The sequence below is a fragment of the Paraperibacillus marinus genome, assembly GCF_046237605.1.
Taxonomy (GTDB): Bacteria; Bacillota; Bacilli; order Bacillales; family DSM-1321; genus Paraperibacillus; species Paraperibacillus marinus.
On sequence record NZ_CP143542.1, the window covers coordinates 3,657,661 to 3,671,880 of the forward strand.

Below are 14,220 nucleotides of genomic sequence, written 5' to 3' on the forward strand. Positions count from 1 at the left end.
AGTGATTGATAAATAGACTCATTCGAACCAGCTCCTAAAAAAGCTTTCGCATAGCTTCCTGCAATCTGTTCCGATGTTCTTTCTTATTGGCTAATCGCCTGGACTTGTAATCACTTCATCATTCTCTTTGTTCCATGAGTTTCGGTCTGTATGCACTCGCCTCAGCTCCTTAATAGAGAATGTTTTGTGTTACAGTACTATATATACCCCTGCCATTTTATCCAAAACATATTCCCGGAAATTTTTAGATTTTTTTTAGAATATATTTACTTGAAGGCATCTTTGAAATGAAAGGGCTCGGTTCGTTTACAAAAAACATATACAATTTGTGCATGGCGCGGGTGCACGCCGTATAAAACAGATTTCTATCGCTTTCCTTATAGAATGCATCGCTTGAGGCATCATGGATAAATACGGAATCGAACTCAATTCCTTTTGCCAGATAGACAGGCAGGATGACCGCCCCCTTCAAATAGGATGACGCATGGCGGTCCATCAGCTGGATGTTCATTCTGTCTTTCAGCATGGCATAAGCATCCCGGGCGTCCTTTTCAGTCTTGCAGATCAAGGCTGCCGTTTCTGACCCCTGTTCAAGCTCCTTCTCCATCATGCCTGCTATGAACCCATACAAATCCTTCCCTGAAGACAGCTCGATCATTTCAGGCAGTCCGCCTTCCCGGGTGAACGGGATGATTCTGTCCCCATTCTCTACTAGTTCCCTCGTGAATTCCACAATCTCCCTGGTGGACCTGTAGCTTCGCAAAAGTTCGATTCTTTCCGTTTCCCCTTCATCGCTCTCCGCCAAGAGGGACCGGGATCCGGATCCTGGAAAAATGCTCTGATTCAAATCTCCGAGCAATGTCATGCCCGAAGACCTGAAGAGTCCTTTCAGATAGTCAGCCTGGAAGGGTGAATAATCCTGATATTCATCTATAAAAACATGCCGGATCTGGCTGAAAGATCTTCGTCCAATAATTTGGTCCCTAAAATAGAGGTAAGGTGCAGCATCCTCCCATAATAGCTTCCTTTTCTTTATGGAAGACAGAGTGAGTGAACAAATTCCCTCCCATTCTCCAGGCCTGCCTTTCAGAACTTCGGGGGCATCGCCTTCAAACATGCCCAGGAAAGTCTCCGGTACATTTGCAAAGCCCAGCCTTTTCACCCTTTTTTTGATAGGCATGAAATAGCCCCGGATCACTTTCCGGCGAAGCAGTTCTTCTTCGCGGGCGCTCTCATCAAAATGATCGCCAAAACTTCTTTTTTCTTTTTGTATCCTACGGTGTGCTTCCAGAAAATCCTCTTTATCAAGAAGCTGGACCTCTTCCAGCACCCAGTCTTTCTCCTGCTCCACTCTCTCGCTTTCCATTACCCGCCCGAGCAGCCACTCTGCTGTCTGACGCATCCTGTTAGGCAGCGGAATACGCTGGTCCAGGCTGTAAAAATAGTCCGAAATCTTTTCTGAAGGAATTAGTATTTCATTCTTGATGGTGATATCCCTGAACACCACTCCCCCTTTACCAAGCAAACCTAAGTAATTGTTGATTAAATCCTTGAAATCCAGGGATGACTTATAAGAAATGGCCGCAAGCCGCCATCGGTTCTCTCCGCTCATCGAAGCTTCCATCTGATCAAAAGGATCCTCCAGTTCAAATGCTGGGCCAAGCAGGCTTTCCGCAAACTGCTTAAACGTCGTCTGACGCATATTTTCCTCGCCAAGCTCCGGCAGGACTGTGGATATATAACTGTTAAATAGCGGATTGGGAGAAAAGAGAACCATATTCTGTGAATGCAGGGTTTCTCTATGTGTATATAGAAGGTATGCGACCCTCTGGAGGGCAGCCGAGGTCTTCCCGCTCCCTGCCACTCCCTGCACAACCAGGACTTTGTTCTTTTCATTCCGTATAATCTGATTTTGTTCCTTTTGTATGGTGGCGACAATGCTCTTCATGTTTGTATCTGAGCGGCTGCCTAACAGTTCCTGAAGCAAACGGTCACCAATTGTTATCCCGGTATCAAATAATCCTTCGATCTTTCCATTCTTGATAACATACTGCCTCTTGAGTTCAAGCCGGCCGGTAATGGCCCCGTCCATTGTCTGATATTGTGCCGGTCCTGGAGGATAATCATAATAAAGACTTGAAACCGGTGCACGCCAATCATAGATAAGAAAATTTTCTTCACTTTCATCAAGAAGTGAAGCAATGCCAATGTATAGTGACTCACCATTTGCTTCCCCATCTTCGTGGAAGTCGATACGTCCGAAGTAGGGGGATTTCTTCAAGGCTGATAATTTCTTCAATCCTTCATGAAGAAGACCATGGCTTCTTTCCCGCTCTGAGAGCAGCTCAACCTGCTGTTTGATGCTCGCCTGAGTTTCAATGACGTCATCCGGCTCATCCAGATTTACCGTCACATCCTCCCAGAAATTTTCTCTAAGCGCCCGGATCCCCTGCTTTATTGTCCCGGAATGCTGCCTCAGATTCTCCTCCTTTACCTCAATCTGTTTCCGTACATAATCAACCCGGTCCTGCTCACTCTTCCACTCTGAATGGGTATTATCCATAAAAATTCCTCCCGCCTGCTTTTTTCTCAAAATACGAATTGACAAGGCACTCATTTGGATGTATAATTATAATTAGGTTAATATTAACTATTTTTAATTTTGTGTTGCCACTGTTTATAATATCATATAACGGCGGGATTTACTACCCGGGCTTTATCTTTTACCATATACATAAATATAACCCCTTGACCTATTTGGCCAAGGGGTTTTTTGCATCTGCCCGCTGCACTCATGCTGTGCTATTCTGTATATGACGGAGAATCTCATAAGCTCTGTTCCCAGCAGCCTTGGCCAGCTCTTCCCACATCTTATCCCGCTGTATATCCAGCGCTGCAATTTTTCTCGCAAGTTCAACCGCCTTCTTTTCATCCATCCGCCAGCTCACCTTTTACCATTAGGATTCTTTTTATTTCCACTATCGCGGAGGACAAAATATTCGTAATCCCGCTCCAGTTGAGTGAGTGTAAAGGAAGCCATCTCTTCAGCCTTCTTATAAACCTCCGCCTGGATCAGCCTGCTCATAATAAAATTTTTCCTCTTTTCCACTGCGGCCCTTAAAATCGGCATAACCTCACTCCTCTGATTTTTGATTTTCATATAGTAAAACATATTATATGCGGGTCAATACCCGCTTTCACCAAGTTTGTCAGTAATTCTCCCTATATTTTATAAGTGATGTAAGATTTTCTAACAAAATCCTGTTTTACAGAACCTCTTACACGTATAATCTTCCTAAAAGCGCCGTGAAAGGAGTAAGCCTGTGGCCCAGGATGCATCATACAAAGCAAAAAAAGTGATCACCATCGGAATTGTAAGTGAGCTGACCGGCTTAACCGTCAGGCAGATAAGATATTACGAGGAAAGAAAGCTGATATTCCCGGAAAGAACAGCAAGGGGAAGCAGGAAATTTTCCTTTGAGGACGTCGAACGGCTGATGGATATTGCTGCCAAGCGGGAAGAGGGAGTGCAGACTCATGAGATCCGCCAGGACTATCTAAGGGAATTGAAGAAAGAGGAATATAAGAAAATCCGCCAAAGCATGCTGAGGGGGCAGATTAACGCCCAGTTTGGCGTTAACCGCCCCAAATAAGACGGGAGCCCATGCATCAGCATGGGCTCCTGTGTATTCAGCTTTTATTGGATTCAATACTTTTTCTTAGTAGAAGCCACCACAGAAACTTGCACCTATGATGATCAACAAGATGAACAACACAATCAGCAATGCAAAACCTGAACCAAAACCGTAACCTCCAGCAACTGCTCCAGACATAAAGAATGCCTCCTTTTAATTTTTCTTTTTTCAACAACCCGTGGGTTATTGTTAATTCCATACATACTATGTAGACGCACAGTAAATGGTTTCTTCGTCTATTAAAAAGGGGCTTGGTTTAGTTTGAAGGATATTTGTTTCAATGTACTGCCTGATGATTACTCGGTAGATGGCAATTCTCCGCTTGAGACCCTATTCCGATTTAACCGAAAGTTCCTCCCAGCACAGAAAAAAACCGGCCAATTAAAGGCCGGCTATCCATAACTTAATCTTTATTTTTTATAAATTTCACACACACTGGATAAGGAACCTCGACTCCTGACTGGAGCAGAGTTAGCTTGCCTGTTGTTTCGTCCCTTTCATAGAGGGTGAGGCTGCTGGATTCCTGATTGGAAGCGACGAGGAACTTTTCAGTTGGATCCAGTTCGAAATCCCGCGGCCAGGAGCCTTCTGTTGAAGTGTATTCCACAAGAGAGAGGCTGCCATTCTCCTCATTTACCTGGAAGACTGCGATACTGTCATGGCCTCTGTTGCCCGCATAGACGAATTTTCCGTCCCTTGAAACATGGATTGCACTCCCCTGGCTGTTTTCAGTAAAGCTGGAGGGAATGGCAGGAATATATTGAAGCTCTTTGAAACTGCCGCTTCCGCTGTCATATGAAAGAGCAATCACTTCATTACTCAATTCAGTCATGAGATAGGCCCATTTCCCATTTGGATGAAACTCAAGATGCCTTGGTCCGCTGCCAGCCTTAAGCGTCAGGCTGCTCACTTCTTCCAGCTTCCCGCTCTCGCCAATCTTGTATGTTACAAGCTTATCGATCCCAAGGTCGATCACCGCAATGAATTTTTCATCCGGGGTATACCCTGAATAATGAGCATGCGGTCCATCCTGCCTGTCCTTGTTCGGACCAGTTCCCTCGTGCTGCACAATTGAAGAAGCAGGGCCGATGCTGCCATCCTCAAGGACCGGGAATGATCTTGATGTTCCGTCATGATAGTAGGCTGCTGCTACAGTTGAAAGATTGGAATCTACATCTACATAACAAGGCGAACCGCCATCTGAAATCTGCTGATTAAGCAGAGTCAATGTCCCGCTCTCATCTACAGAGTAGGCAGCCACGCCGCCTTTATCGCCATCTTTAGCCACCGCATATAAAAATTTATTATCTCTGCTCAAATTAACATATGTAGGACTGCCAAGCTCTGCCGCAAGGGTGACCCCGCTGAGCTTCTTTGCATCCGTATCCAGTGTGAAGGAATAGATGCCTTTGCTGTCTCCTTTAGTATAAGTCCCGATATAACCAAGAAATTGAGTCATATTTTACGGCTCCAATCTGTAATGGATTTTAGCTAATTATATCACTAAATGAATGGAGTTAAACAAATGGAGCCTCCATAGAGAGAGGCTCCATCTGTTCACACTGCCCTGGCCAGTATGATGAACCGGCTCTGCTTCACTTCCAAATATCCGTTTTCCTGAATTTCTTGATGCACCCGGTACAACTCATCCCGATACTTGTCCGGATGAAATCCCGGGACCTGCCAGGGAATGGCACTAAGGTAATAGATCAATGCCCCGATATCATAAAAGCGCTGCACAGGGGCATCTTCTTCACTGCGTATAATCTGGAATCCATTTTCAAGCAGCCCGGCTGAGGCTGACTCGAGGTTCCAGTCTGCAAACTCGTCATTTACAGGAACACCCAACGCTCTGTTGATATCAGCTGAGTCAGACCCGCCAACCTGCTGGGTAATAAAATATCCTCCATCCTTCAACACCCGCCTCACCTCAAGCGGCGAATAGGATTCGTGCTTATTAATCACTAAATCAAAAAATTGGTCAGGGAATGGAAGTACTTCATCCTCATCCACCACTTCCACGATGACTCCTAGAGGCTCAAGTCTTTCCCTCGCAACCTGGACATTCGGTGCAAACCCCTCTGTCGCATAAATTGATTTCGGAAATGGCCTTAGGTTTGACAGCAATTCCCCCCCGCCTGTGCCCATATCAAGCATAGTATCAGCCCCTCTGATATAGGGAATTACCGTACTGCCGTACGACCATGCCGCCGTCCCTGTCTGCAGCCGCCCTGTTTCTGTGACATAAGAAAAGTCCCAGCCGCTAAAATTACGCTCTGCATCATTTAAAAATGTTATGAATTGAATATCCATCATTTTTTCACCTCCATTTTGTTTTTTAATGTGACATCAAAAAAACAGGAGGACCCCTAATGCGTTTTTAGTGTTCCTTTCCCACCTGCGACACCTCTCTCTTAAAATCTTTTTTATGCACGAAAAGGGAGGCCAGAGCCCCCCCTTTAATTAAATGCTGATATCTCTGCGCTGGAAGAAAAAGAATGTCAATGTCATAAAGATCAGATAATATACTGCCAGTATAACAAGGGATATCGGCAGCGTAATATCACCAAGTATCTTATCCTGCAAGGCGTAGACCGTTAAGTCAAGATGAGGGAATATCAGGAATTTCGCCCATTCATACTTGTCAGCAAGCACTACGATCAAGCCGCCGAGGGAAGATGATACGAATAATACAAAGATCCCGATTCCAACGGCAAGAGCCTGGCTTTTGAAAAGAGTTGAAAGCATGAACGCGATTGCTGTGATAATTAATAAGCTGGGGATGTAATACAGGATCTTCAAGAAGAACTGAGGCCCCACTACCGTTTCCTTCACACCGCCATTTAAGCCCATTTCAAAGAATTTGGTTGAGAAATCCCCGTTTCCAAAGAGGGCCGTTCCCGTCAAATAGCCTGCCCCGATCAATACGGCGATCAAAATGACAGCATAGATGAGGAGGGAAATATATTTGGATAATAATATTGCCCATCTCTGGTGCGGCCTTATCAAAAGCTGTTTAATCGTGCCATCGGCAAATTCAGAAGAAACACTGGCACTGCATACAATGACAGCCAACAGCGTGACCAATGACGTAAATCCATAAACTACCGAATTCATAAAGTGCCAGTTGGTCACTTCATTCGGATTTACATCCGCATCGATATAAGCTTGATTCTGCTTAATCTGAGTTGCAGTGAATTCGGCTTCCTGTCCTTTTTGCTTGCTCAAACCCTTCTCCAGTGCTGCAGTTTCTGCCTGAAGCTCCTGTTTCCAGTCTGCATTTGGCTCAGGTGTGATTTTGTCGTAAATAACCCCGCCCACAATCACACCGGCTATAATTAAAATAATATAAATCCAGCTGGACTTTTTTTGGAACATTTTCATAAGTTCATTGCGTATTAAGGATATCACTGCCTACGCCTCCCTATTTTCTTTATTGGTGATTTCCAGGAAGCGATCTTCTAGAGTCGCTGTGATCCTTCTTGTACCGAATACATCAATGTCTTCATTTATCAAGATCTTGTTGATCTGGCTGATCGTTGCTTTATCGCTGAATACAGAGAATTCCTTATCTGAGAGCACTTTGTATTCAAGCTTCAGGTGCTGCGTGAGAACGGCGACAGCCTTCTCGGAATCACTGACCTCAAACACAACCTCTGCCTGGTCCTGTTCAGTAAGTGATTCATCCATTGTAGCAATATGTATGAGTTTTCCCTTTTCAATGATGGCAAACCGGTCGCACATCAGCTGCATTTCAGAAAGCAGATGTGATGAAACAAGTACAGAGATGCCTTCCTTTGCAAGCGAGTGGAGATAATCCCTGAACTCCCTGATTCCCTGCGGATCCAATCCGTTTGTCGGTTCATCCAGGATAAGGAGTGAAGGGTTGTGAAGCAATGCCTGTGCCACCCCTAGCCTCTGGCGCATACCCAGTGAGTATGTTTTCACCTTCTGGTTGATGGCATCTTCCAATTTGACCAGGCGGGTCACTTCCTTGATCCGTTCTTCCGAAACTTCCTTGATGGCCATATTTGCATAATGCTTCAGGTTTTTGTATCCGCTCATATATTTATAAAACTCCGGATTCTCAACAATCGCCCCGATCTCACTCATAGTTTCCCTGAACTGGCCGTCAAGATTGTTTCCATTCACAATTACTGTACCTGATGAACGCTTAATGAGACTGACAATCATTCGGATGATTGTGGTCTTTCCTGCCCCATTGGGTCCGAGGAGTCCAAAAATCTCCCCTTTTTGAACTTCAAAGCTAACGTCATCCACTATTCTTTTTTTGCCAATGACCTTAGTTAACGATCGCACTTCAAGTGCGTTTGCAGCCATATGTTTCCCCTCTTTCTTTTGTAATGTTCTATGTATGCACAGCAGCTGTCCCTCACAAGTATATACGGAGGAAGGGCTAAAATGTTACATATTCACCAAAATTTTTGTTAATTTTTTCCGATTATCATACAACAACCTGGTTGAATGTCACGGAAATATGAACATACGACTTTAATCTGAGGAAAACCTGCTTTGGCTTAAGGCTGCATTGGGTACTTGTGGGACTTTTCAGCTCTGAGTTTGAATCATCAAGGGAATAAAGGCTTTTTCAACACTGGTTTGAATTCAAAAAGGCCTTCATCAGGGGTATGAAGACCTTTTCAGCTCTGGTTTGATTGCAAAAAGGCCTTCATCAGGAATTTCACCCTACTTATTCCGTTTGAGCTGAAGATTATATTTATAGATCTCCTCAGCCGAGGACAGCTTATATCCCAAGCTGGGATTAAAATCCAGGCTAAGCTGGTCATGGAGAAGCTTTTGGCTTTCTTTTGAAATGAGGAACGGGATGTCGTGTACCATAAATAGATCGTCTTGCGCTGTCTTCTGGTCAATCCTGAGGTGATGTTCAGCGTAGATGGAACAGCTCCCTACATAGATCGCTTCGATCCTGACTCCTTCATTTTCCTGGTACTCATACTTTTTCAACTCTTCAATAGCTGATGGGTTGACGGTAAGGTTCATACAAACAGCTCCTTAGATGCAATTAATCACAAGCAATTTCCAGCAAGAAAATCTTACCCTTATTACAACATGAAGAAACCATCCTGAACAGCAGGATGGTTCTTAAAACATATTATGGGCGTCCATATCCCTGCCGTAAGGATTGCGGCCCTGCTGGGGATACGGATTCTGTTCCTATTTACCGCCTTCTCCATACATGGTGCCAGGTGCGGGATGTCCCCCATTGTAACCAGGCTGTTTTCCTGCATGGCCGTAGCCGGACTGCCCCTGATTCATTCCTCCCTGGTAGGGATTCTGCTGCTCTCCTCCGCCAAAGTATGTGCTTTCAAGCTCTTTTCCGGTCGGCACATAGCTGTGGAGAAGCGTTTTTGCTGTGTCATCATTCATCTCGGCAACCTGGTACATGCCAAGCTGGTTCATGTACAGAAATACTTCATAAGCCTGATTTGAACAATTTACCGCAGAGTTCAACAGCATCTTGCGCAGATTCGGATCAGCTGTTTCAAGGGAAGCCCACATTGAATTCTTAGCCGCATTCTTATGGCAAAGCAGCATGCCACTGGCGGTTTCCCTGTCCCTGAGCTGATTGATGGAGGATTCCGGCTGCAGCGGGCGGGGATCACGGACTCCATATTGGATGGTGCCGGGTGAGATGCCGCTCAGATTAGTGTTTGGCGGAATCGGGGCAAATCGGCTGTAATCATGTGTATAGGCAAGAAGGTCATTGTAAGACCGGATGGCCGCCTGCTGATGGCGCACAATCATATCCTGCAGTTCCTGGCTTTCAGCCTGTTTGAGATAGAAGTTAAACTGATTCAGCATATTGACTTTTTCCATTAAGCATTCATGCACTTCCATCGTTTCATGTGCTCCGAATGGCATAAGAATCACTCCTTTGTATTAAACCTGCAAAGAATAGTTCTCCTATGCCGATGAAACCATGTGCCTTTAACTTCTGGCAATGCTATCTGTTTTTGCCAGTGCATTCGATGCCGGAACAGCTTTAACGGCCGCGTATGTCCGAGAGACCTGATACTGCAAAAAAAGCGAGACAAAGCAGCTGCAGAATGATCCATGCAGTTGACAGACCGGGAATGGAGTCCCACATTTCCGTCATCGACAGAAGGGCCGGTATCGTCAGCGTGACCCATGATTGAACAAACGCAACTCGTCCTGTATAAGCACTGATATCCTTTTTCCATACATTCAGGACATAGAACAATCCCCAGAGAACAGCCCACATAATCCAAGTAAGGGCACCGATGATGTCATTGAAATGAATCACCGAAGCGGCACTGTAAATGAAGCAGATGATCGCAGTCCAAAGTGAGAAGTAACCGAGTCCGCTTGGATCCAGTCCTTTAATGATAGTCAAGCCAAAATAAAGGTATGTCAGGCCGAATAAAAAGACGGCGGCATGCTGAAAAATGACCCAGCTGCTTCCATCAGAGATGACGATTAAATAAAAGGGAATAATCACCTGTAGAGTACCCACAAACAGATTGAACACTCCGGCACTTTTATCATTCGCCTTTCCCATCAGCACCAGTGCATTCAAAAACAGGGCTGCCCCGGATAAAAATAATCCTACTTGTCCCATTGTATACAGGAAGCGCTCCTCCGCTTCCCTCCTCCTCTCAAGTTCAAAAAATAAATAAAGCCTGCTTTACACAGCAGGCATATACTTGTATTTATCTCATAGAAAACCCACATGAGTTTTCTGCTCACAACGCATGCATGGAAAAGAACGTAGAGAAGAGCAGAAACTAACACAATAAGGCGGTGGAGCGGAACAAGACACACCAGGAATGCCATGGAAATGCATAATGTGCGTATCCAGCAGCAGGAAGCCTTTTTAATCCATGCAGCTCCGCCCCTTTTCAACAGAAAAAAGCAAGAGGCTTTTCCCGTTTTACTCACCGGGAAAGCCTCATCCTGCTTTACTTATAAGATTAAGCTCACGATAATTGCAGATAATACACTTACAAGAGTGGCACCATAGAGCAGTCTAAGTCCAAAACGGGCAACCACATTTCCCTGTTTCTCATGCAGTCCTTTTACTGCGCCTGCAACAATTCCGATGGAAGAGAAGTTAGCGAACGATACCAGGAACACAGAGACGATACCAAGAGTTCTCTGACTGAAGTCTCCAGCCATTTTAGAAAGGTCCATCATGGCAACGAACTCATTGGTAACAAGCTTTGTAGCCATGATCCCGCCGGCGGCGACTGATTCAGCTGCTGGTACACCCATGATGATAGCAAATGGCGCGAAGGCATAGCCGATGATTTCCTGGAATGAGATTCCGAAGATCATATCGAAGATGCTGTTTATGGCAGCCATCAGTGCAACAAATCCAAGAAGCATCGCGCCGACAATAATGGCGACTTTGAAACCGTCCATGATATATTCTCCAAGCATTTCAAAGAAAGATTGTTTCTCTTCAGCCACTTCGAGAATATCTTCAGAATCGTCCACCGTATATGGATTGATGATGGAAGCAATGATAAATCCACCGAATAAGTTGATTACGATGGCCGTAACCACGTATTTTGGTTCAATCATTGTCATATAGGCGCCTACGATACTCATGGATACCGTAGACATGGCAGATGCACACAATGTGTAAAGACGGTTAGCCGGGAGCTGTCCGAGCTGTTTTTTCACTGTGATGAACACTTCGGACTGTCCGACAATCGCTGATGCCACAGCATTATAGGACTCAAGCTTGCCCATGCCATTGATCTTTGAAAGACCGAAGCCGATCCATTTCATGATGAATTGCAGAATGCCAAAATGCTGGAAGATCCCGATCAGTACTGAGATGAATACGATTGGAAGCAGGACGTTCAGGAAGAACGGCCCTTGCCCTTCATTGGCGATGCCGCCGAAGACAAACTGAATGCCTTCCCCTGCGTAACCAAGCAGCTTTTCAAATCCGTTTGCTATTCCGCTGATAATAATGAAGCCGAATTTTGTATTCAACAGCAGTGCAGATAAAAGAACCTGGATGATAACCATGATGACAATAGGTTTATATTTGATTTGCTTACGGTTGTTACTGGCTGCAAACGCAAGACCAAACACAACGAGCAAGCCCAGAATTGCGATTAGATATTTCATGTTGCTGTCCCCCCGATGATGTTATCTCTTATTGATGAAGATCTTTGGCCGAGAAGAATCCCGGCAGTAATTCGCTGATGGTTGTAACGATATGCTGCCCTTTCAAATTTGCCAAAATGACGGCTGTATCTTCGCTGCAAAACTCTGCAAGCACCTGCCGGCATGCGCCGCATGGTGATATCGGGCCATCTGTATCCCCGACCACCGCAATCGCTTTAAAGTCCTTTTTTCCCTCTGACACCGCTTTAAATACAGCTGTTCTTTCCGCACAATTCGTAAGTCCGTAGGAAGCGTTTTCAATATTGCACCCATGAACGATGGTGCCATCGCCTGTTAAAAGGGCTGCCCCCACCTGAAAGTTAGAGTATTTAACATAAGCTTGCTTACTGGCCTTTACAGCCTCATCAATGAGCTTTTGGATATCCATTGTTTTTCCTCCCCAGGAACGGACAGCCATATTCAGGCTGGCCATACAGCCAGCCTGCCGCCTGCTGCCTGAATTAATAATCTGAGCGGCTCTGCTCTCCTTTGGCAATTGAAACGCCTGAGCTTGCACCGATTCGGGTTGCACCTGCTTCTACCATCTTCTTGGCATCTTCAGGTCCTCTGACTCCGCCGGAAGCCTTGACGCCGATATCAGGTCCTACTGTTTTTCTCATCAAGGAAATGTCTTCCACGGTAGCTCCGCCTGTTGAGAAGCCTGTGGACGTTTTTACGAAATCTGCTCCGGCTGAAACAGCAATTTCACATGCCTTCACTTTTTCTTCATCCGTAAGGAGCGCTGTTTCGATGATCACTTTCACCAAAGCACGGCCTTCTGCAGCTTCAACTACAGCTTTGATATCCGCTTCGACAGTGTCATACTGTTTATTCTTCAATGCACCGATATTGATGACCATGTCAACTTCGTCTGCACCATGCTTGATCGCAGTGTCAGTCTCGAATGCCTTTACTTCAGATGCAGAGGCTCCAAGAGGGAAACCAATGACTGTGCAAACTTTAACGTCAGGTGCATCCTTCAAAAGCTCAGCAGCTTTTTTCACCCAGACCGGGTTTACACAAACAGAAGCGAATGAATATTCTTTAGCTTCTTCTGCAAGAACAGTAATTTGGTCTTCAGTTGCATTTGCTTTCAATAATGTGTGATCTATTAATCTAGTAATCGATTGAGTCATTAATCATCTTCCTCTCGCAATACATACTTGAAAATATAGGACCTAGGATTTCATAAAAAACGCTTTCATCTTTTTGCAACACTAACTATATATCACTTCTGAACAATTGTAAATACAATGTTGAACAAATGTTTATTTTACCAAAAAAAGAACTTTGCCCGGGGCAAAGTTCCTGTTACATATCTAAAAGAAATTGTGCTGTCATCTGGTCGGTAATCAGCACATTGGCATAACCGCCCCGGAGAGCACCGTAAATTCCGTTTATTTTATGCTCTCCCCCGGCAACCAGAATGGAGTATTCTTTTCTTTTCAGCTCCTGAAGGTCTATGCCGAGAGTCCGTTCATCCAGGCTCTCATTGCAGACTTCTCCGTCTTTATTATAAAAACGGGAGCAGATATCGCCGGCGGCATGCTCATAAATCATTTTCAGGTCTTCTTCTGAAAAATAGTCAAGCTGGAACAGCAGGGAATCCGGCTTAATAGGACCTGTCGTAAATACAGCAATATTAGCCGCTTTGCCTAAATCAAGGATCTTTTTAATATGCCGGTCAGCCTCCATCGCCCTTTTGACGACTACATGATCCACAATGGCCGGAAGCGGCAGATGTATAGGAGGCGTGTTGTAAGCCTTTCCAAATAAGTATAAAACTTCAGACGCATACGTACTGGTTTCCGAATGGCTTACGCCGCCCTTAAGCTGCACAACCTTTACATCCCTGACATACTTCTGTTTCAGCTCAAGGCCAATGTGATAGAGCGTCGTTCCCCAGGTGACTCCAATCACATCCCCGTCCTTGACAATTTCGCCCAGATAATCTGCAGCGGCTTCTCCGAGGTAATTTTTAATCACATGATTTTCGTACTGAGGCACAGAGGTGACGACCGCTTTTTTTAAATTGAATTTTTGTTCGAGTTCATTTTCCATTTTTTCACTATCGAGCATTGAGTCGACAATCCTGATCTGCACGATTCCTTTCTCTTTTGCCGACTGCAGCAATCGGGACACCGTCGGCCTAGAGACTCCAAGTTTCTTGGCTATCTCACTTTGATTATAATCCAGCAGATAATAAAGCTTGGCCGCTTCGATTACCTTTGACAATTTATCATTCTCCATCGTCTCACCACATTTCCACCCAGTCTGTTATCTATATATTAGCAGAGAAACGGAAAGAGTTGAACGTTTTTTCTAGCGTACCTGTTTCGCT

At 45.0% G+C, this 14,220-nt stretch carries 16 protein-coding genes; 1 reads left to right on the forward strand and 15 read right to left on the reverse strand.

Going from position 1 to position 14,220, the window contains the following annotated elements:
• Positions 1–244: 244 nt before the first annotated feature.
• From helD to V1498_RS18530, 3 genes are all read right to left on the reverse strand, one after another.
• Positions 245–2,563, reverse strand: a complete 2,319-nt coding sequence (helD, locus tag V1498_RS18520) for an RNA polymerase recycling motor HelD (protein ID WP_409295281.1) — start codon at positions 2,561–2,563, stop codon at positions 245–247.
• Positions 2,564–2,792: 229 nt separating this feature from the next.
• On the reverse strand, positions 2,793–2,936 hold the full coding sequence (locus V1498_RS18525; RefSeq protein WP_409295283.1) for a hypothetical protein: 144 nt from the start codon (positions 2,934–2,936) through the stop codon (positions 2,793–2,795).
• An 8-nt stretch (positions 2,937–2,944) separates the two neighbouring features.
• Entirely contained in the window at positions 2,945–3,130 is a 186-nt protein-coding gene (locus V1498_RS18530) for a Fur-regulated basic protein FbpA (RefSeq protein WP_409295285.1), read from the reverse strand.
• Between the two features lie 193 nt (positions 3,131–3,323).
• Here V1498_RS18530 and V1498_RS18535 point away from each other — a divergent pair, with 193 nt between their 5' ends.
• Positions 3,324–3,653, forward strand: coding sequence for a MerR family transcriptional regulator (locus V1498_RS18535; protein WP_409295287.1), 330 nt, complete (start codon positions 3,324–3,326; stop codon positions 3,651–3,653).
• A gap of 66 nt (positions 3,654–3,719) precedes the next feature.
• On the opposite strand, the gene V1498_RS18540 is transcribed toward V1498_RS18535, so the two are convergent.
• From V1498_RS18540 to V1498_RS18595, 12 genes are all read right to left on the reverse strand, one after another.
• Positions 3,720–3,833, reverse strand: a complete 114-nt coding sequence (locus V1498_RS18540) for a YjcZ family sporulation protein (RefSeq protein WP_409290255.1) — start codon at positions 3,831–3,833, stop codon at positions 3,720–3,722.
• 265 nt (positions 3,834–4,098) lie between these two features.
• Entirely contained in the window at positions 4,099–5,154 is a 1,056-nt protein-coding gene (locus V1498_RS18545; protein ID WP_409295289.1) for a lactonase family protein, read from the reverse strand.
• 98 nt (positions 5,155–5,252) lie between these two features.
• A complete protein-coding gene (locus V1498_RS18550; RefSeq protein WP_409295291.1) occupies positions 5,253–6,011 on the reverse strand; it encodes a class I SAM-dependent methyltransferase in 759 nt (252 codons plus the stop codon).
• 147 nt (positions 6,012–6,158) lie between these two features.
• Positions 6,159–7,106, reverse strand: a complete 948-nt coding sequence (locus V1498_RS18555; protein ID WP_409295293.1) for an ABC transporter permease — start codon at positions 7,104–7,106, stop codon at positions 6,159–6,161.
• 3 nt (positions 7,107–7,109) lie between these two features.
• Entirely contained in the window at positions 7,110–8,036 is a 927-nt protein-coding gene (locus V1498_RS18560) for an ABC transporter ATP-binding protein (RefSeq protein ID WP_409295295.1), read from the reverse strand.
• Positions 8,037–8,402: 366 nt separating this feature from the next.
• Positions 8,403–8,717 carry an iron-sulfur cluster biosynthesis family protein gene (locus V1498_RS18565; protein WP_409295297.1) on the reverse strand — a complete coding sequence of 105 codons (315 nt, stop codon included), beginning with the start codon at positions 8,715–8,717 and terminating at the stop codon, positions 8,403–8,405.
• 174 nt (positions 8,718–8,891) lie between these two features.
• The gene (locus V1498_RS18570) at positions 8,892–9,599 is read right to left on the reverse strand and encodes a spore coat protein (RefSeq protein ID WP_409295299.1); all 708 of its coding nucleotides are present in this window, start codon (positions 9,597–9,599) and stop codon (positions 8,892–8,894) included.
• 121 nt (positions 9,600–9,720) lie between these two features.
• The gene (locus tag V1498_RS18575) at positions 9,721–10,317 is read right to left on the reverse strand and encodes an AmiS/UreI family transporter (RefSeq protein WP_409295301.1); all 597 of its coding nucleotides are present in this window, start codon (positions 10,315–10,317) and stop codon (positions 9,721–9,723) included.
• 344 nt (positions 10,318–10,661) lie between these two features.
• Positions 10,662–11,840 (reverse strand): NupC/NupG family nucleoside CNT transporter, encoded by a 1,179-nt coding sequence (locus tag V1498_RS18580; protein ID WP_409295303.1) that lies wholly within the window; start codon positions 11,838–11,840, stop codon positions 10,662–10,664.
• 28 nt (positions 11,841–11,868) lie between these two features.
• Entirely contained in the window at positions 11,869–12,267 is a 399-nt protein-coding gene (locus tag V1498_RS18585) for a cytidine deaminase (protein WP_409299365.1), read from the reverse strand.
• A gap of 73 nt (positions 12,268–12,340) precedes the next feature.
• The gene (gene deoC, locus V1498_RS18590; protein WP_409295304.1) at positions 12,341–13,015 is read right to left on the reverse strand and encodes a deoxyribose-phosphate aldolase; all 675 of its coding nucleotides are present in this window, start codon (positions 13,013–13,015) and stop codon (positions 12,341–12,343) included.
• Positions 13,016–13,190: 175 nt separating this feature from the next.
• Positions 13,191–14,129 carry a sugar-binding transcriptional regulator gene (locus tag V1498_RS18595; protein ID WP_409295305.1) on the reverse strand — a complete coding sequence of 313 codons (939 nt, stop codon included), beginning with the start codon at positions 14,127–14,129 and terminating at the stop codon, positions 13,191–13,193.
• Between the last annotated feature and the right edge of the window lie 91 nt (positions 14,130–14,220).

Excerpts from the sequence above, each read along its gene's own strand:
- helD (WP_409295281.1), bottom strand. The coding sequence starts at position 2,563 with ATGGATAATACCCATTCAGAGTGGAAGAGTGAGCAGGACCGGGTTGAT.
- V1498_RS18525 (WP_409295283.1), bottom strand. The coding sequence starts at position 2,936 with ATGGATGAAAAGAAGGCGGTTGAACTTGCGAGAAAAATTGCAGCGCTG.
- V1498_RS18530 (WP_409295285.1), bottom strand. The coding sequence starts at position 3,130 with ATGCCGATTTTAAGGGCCGCAGTGGAAAAGAGGAAAAATTTTATTATG.
- V1498_RS18540 (WP_409290255.1), bottom strand. The coding sequence starts at position 3,833 with ATGTCTGGAGCAGTTGCTGGAGGTTACGGTTTTGGTTCAGGTTTTGCA.
- V1498_RS18545 (WP_409295289.1), bottom strand. The coding sequence starts at position 5,154 with ATGACTCAATTTCTTGGTTATATCGGGACTTATACTAAAGGAGACAGC.
- V1498_RS18550 (WP_409295291.1), bottom strand. The coding sequence starts at position 6,011 with ATGATGGATATTCAATTCATAACATTTTTAAATGATGCAGAGCGTAAT.
- V1498_RS18560 (WP_409295295.1), bottom strand. The coding sequence starts at position 8,036 with ATGGCTGCAAACGCACTTGAAGTGCGATCGTTAACTAAGGTCATTGGC.
- V1498_RS18565 (WP_409295297.1), bottom strand. The coding sequence starts at position 8,717 with ATGAACCTTACCGTCAACCCATCAGCTATTGAAGAGTTGAAAAAGTAT.
- V1498_RS18570 (WP_409295299.1), bottom strand. The coding sequence starts at position 9,599 with ATGCCATTCGGAGCACATGAAACGATGGAAGTGCATGAATGCTTAATG.
- V1498_RS18575 (WP_409295301.1), bottom strand. The coding sequence starts at position 10,317 with ATGGGACAAGTAGGATTATTTTTATCCGGGGCAGCCCTGTTTTTGAAT.
- V1498_RS18580 (WP_409295303.1), bottom strand. The coding sequence starts at position 11,840 with ATGAAATATCTAATCGCAATTCTGGGCTTGCTCGTTGTGTTTGGTCTT.
- V1498_RS18585 (WP_409299365.1), bottom strand. The coding sequence starts at position 12,267 with ATGGATATCCAAAAGCTCATTGATGAGGCTGTAAAGGCCAGTAAGCAA.
- deoC (WP_409295304.1), bottom strand. The coding sequence starts at position 13,015 with ATGACTCAATCGATTACTAGATTAATAGATCACACATTATTGAAAGCA.
- V1498_RS18595 (WP_409295305.1), bottom strand. The coding sequence starts at position 14,129 with ATGGAGAATGATAAATTGTCAAAGGTAATCGAAGCGGCCAAGCTTTAT.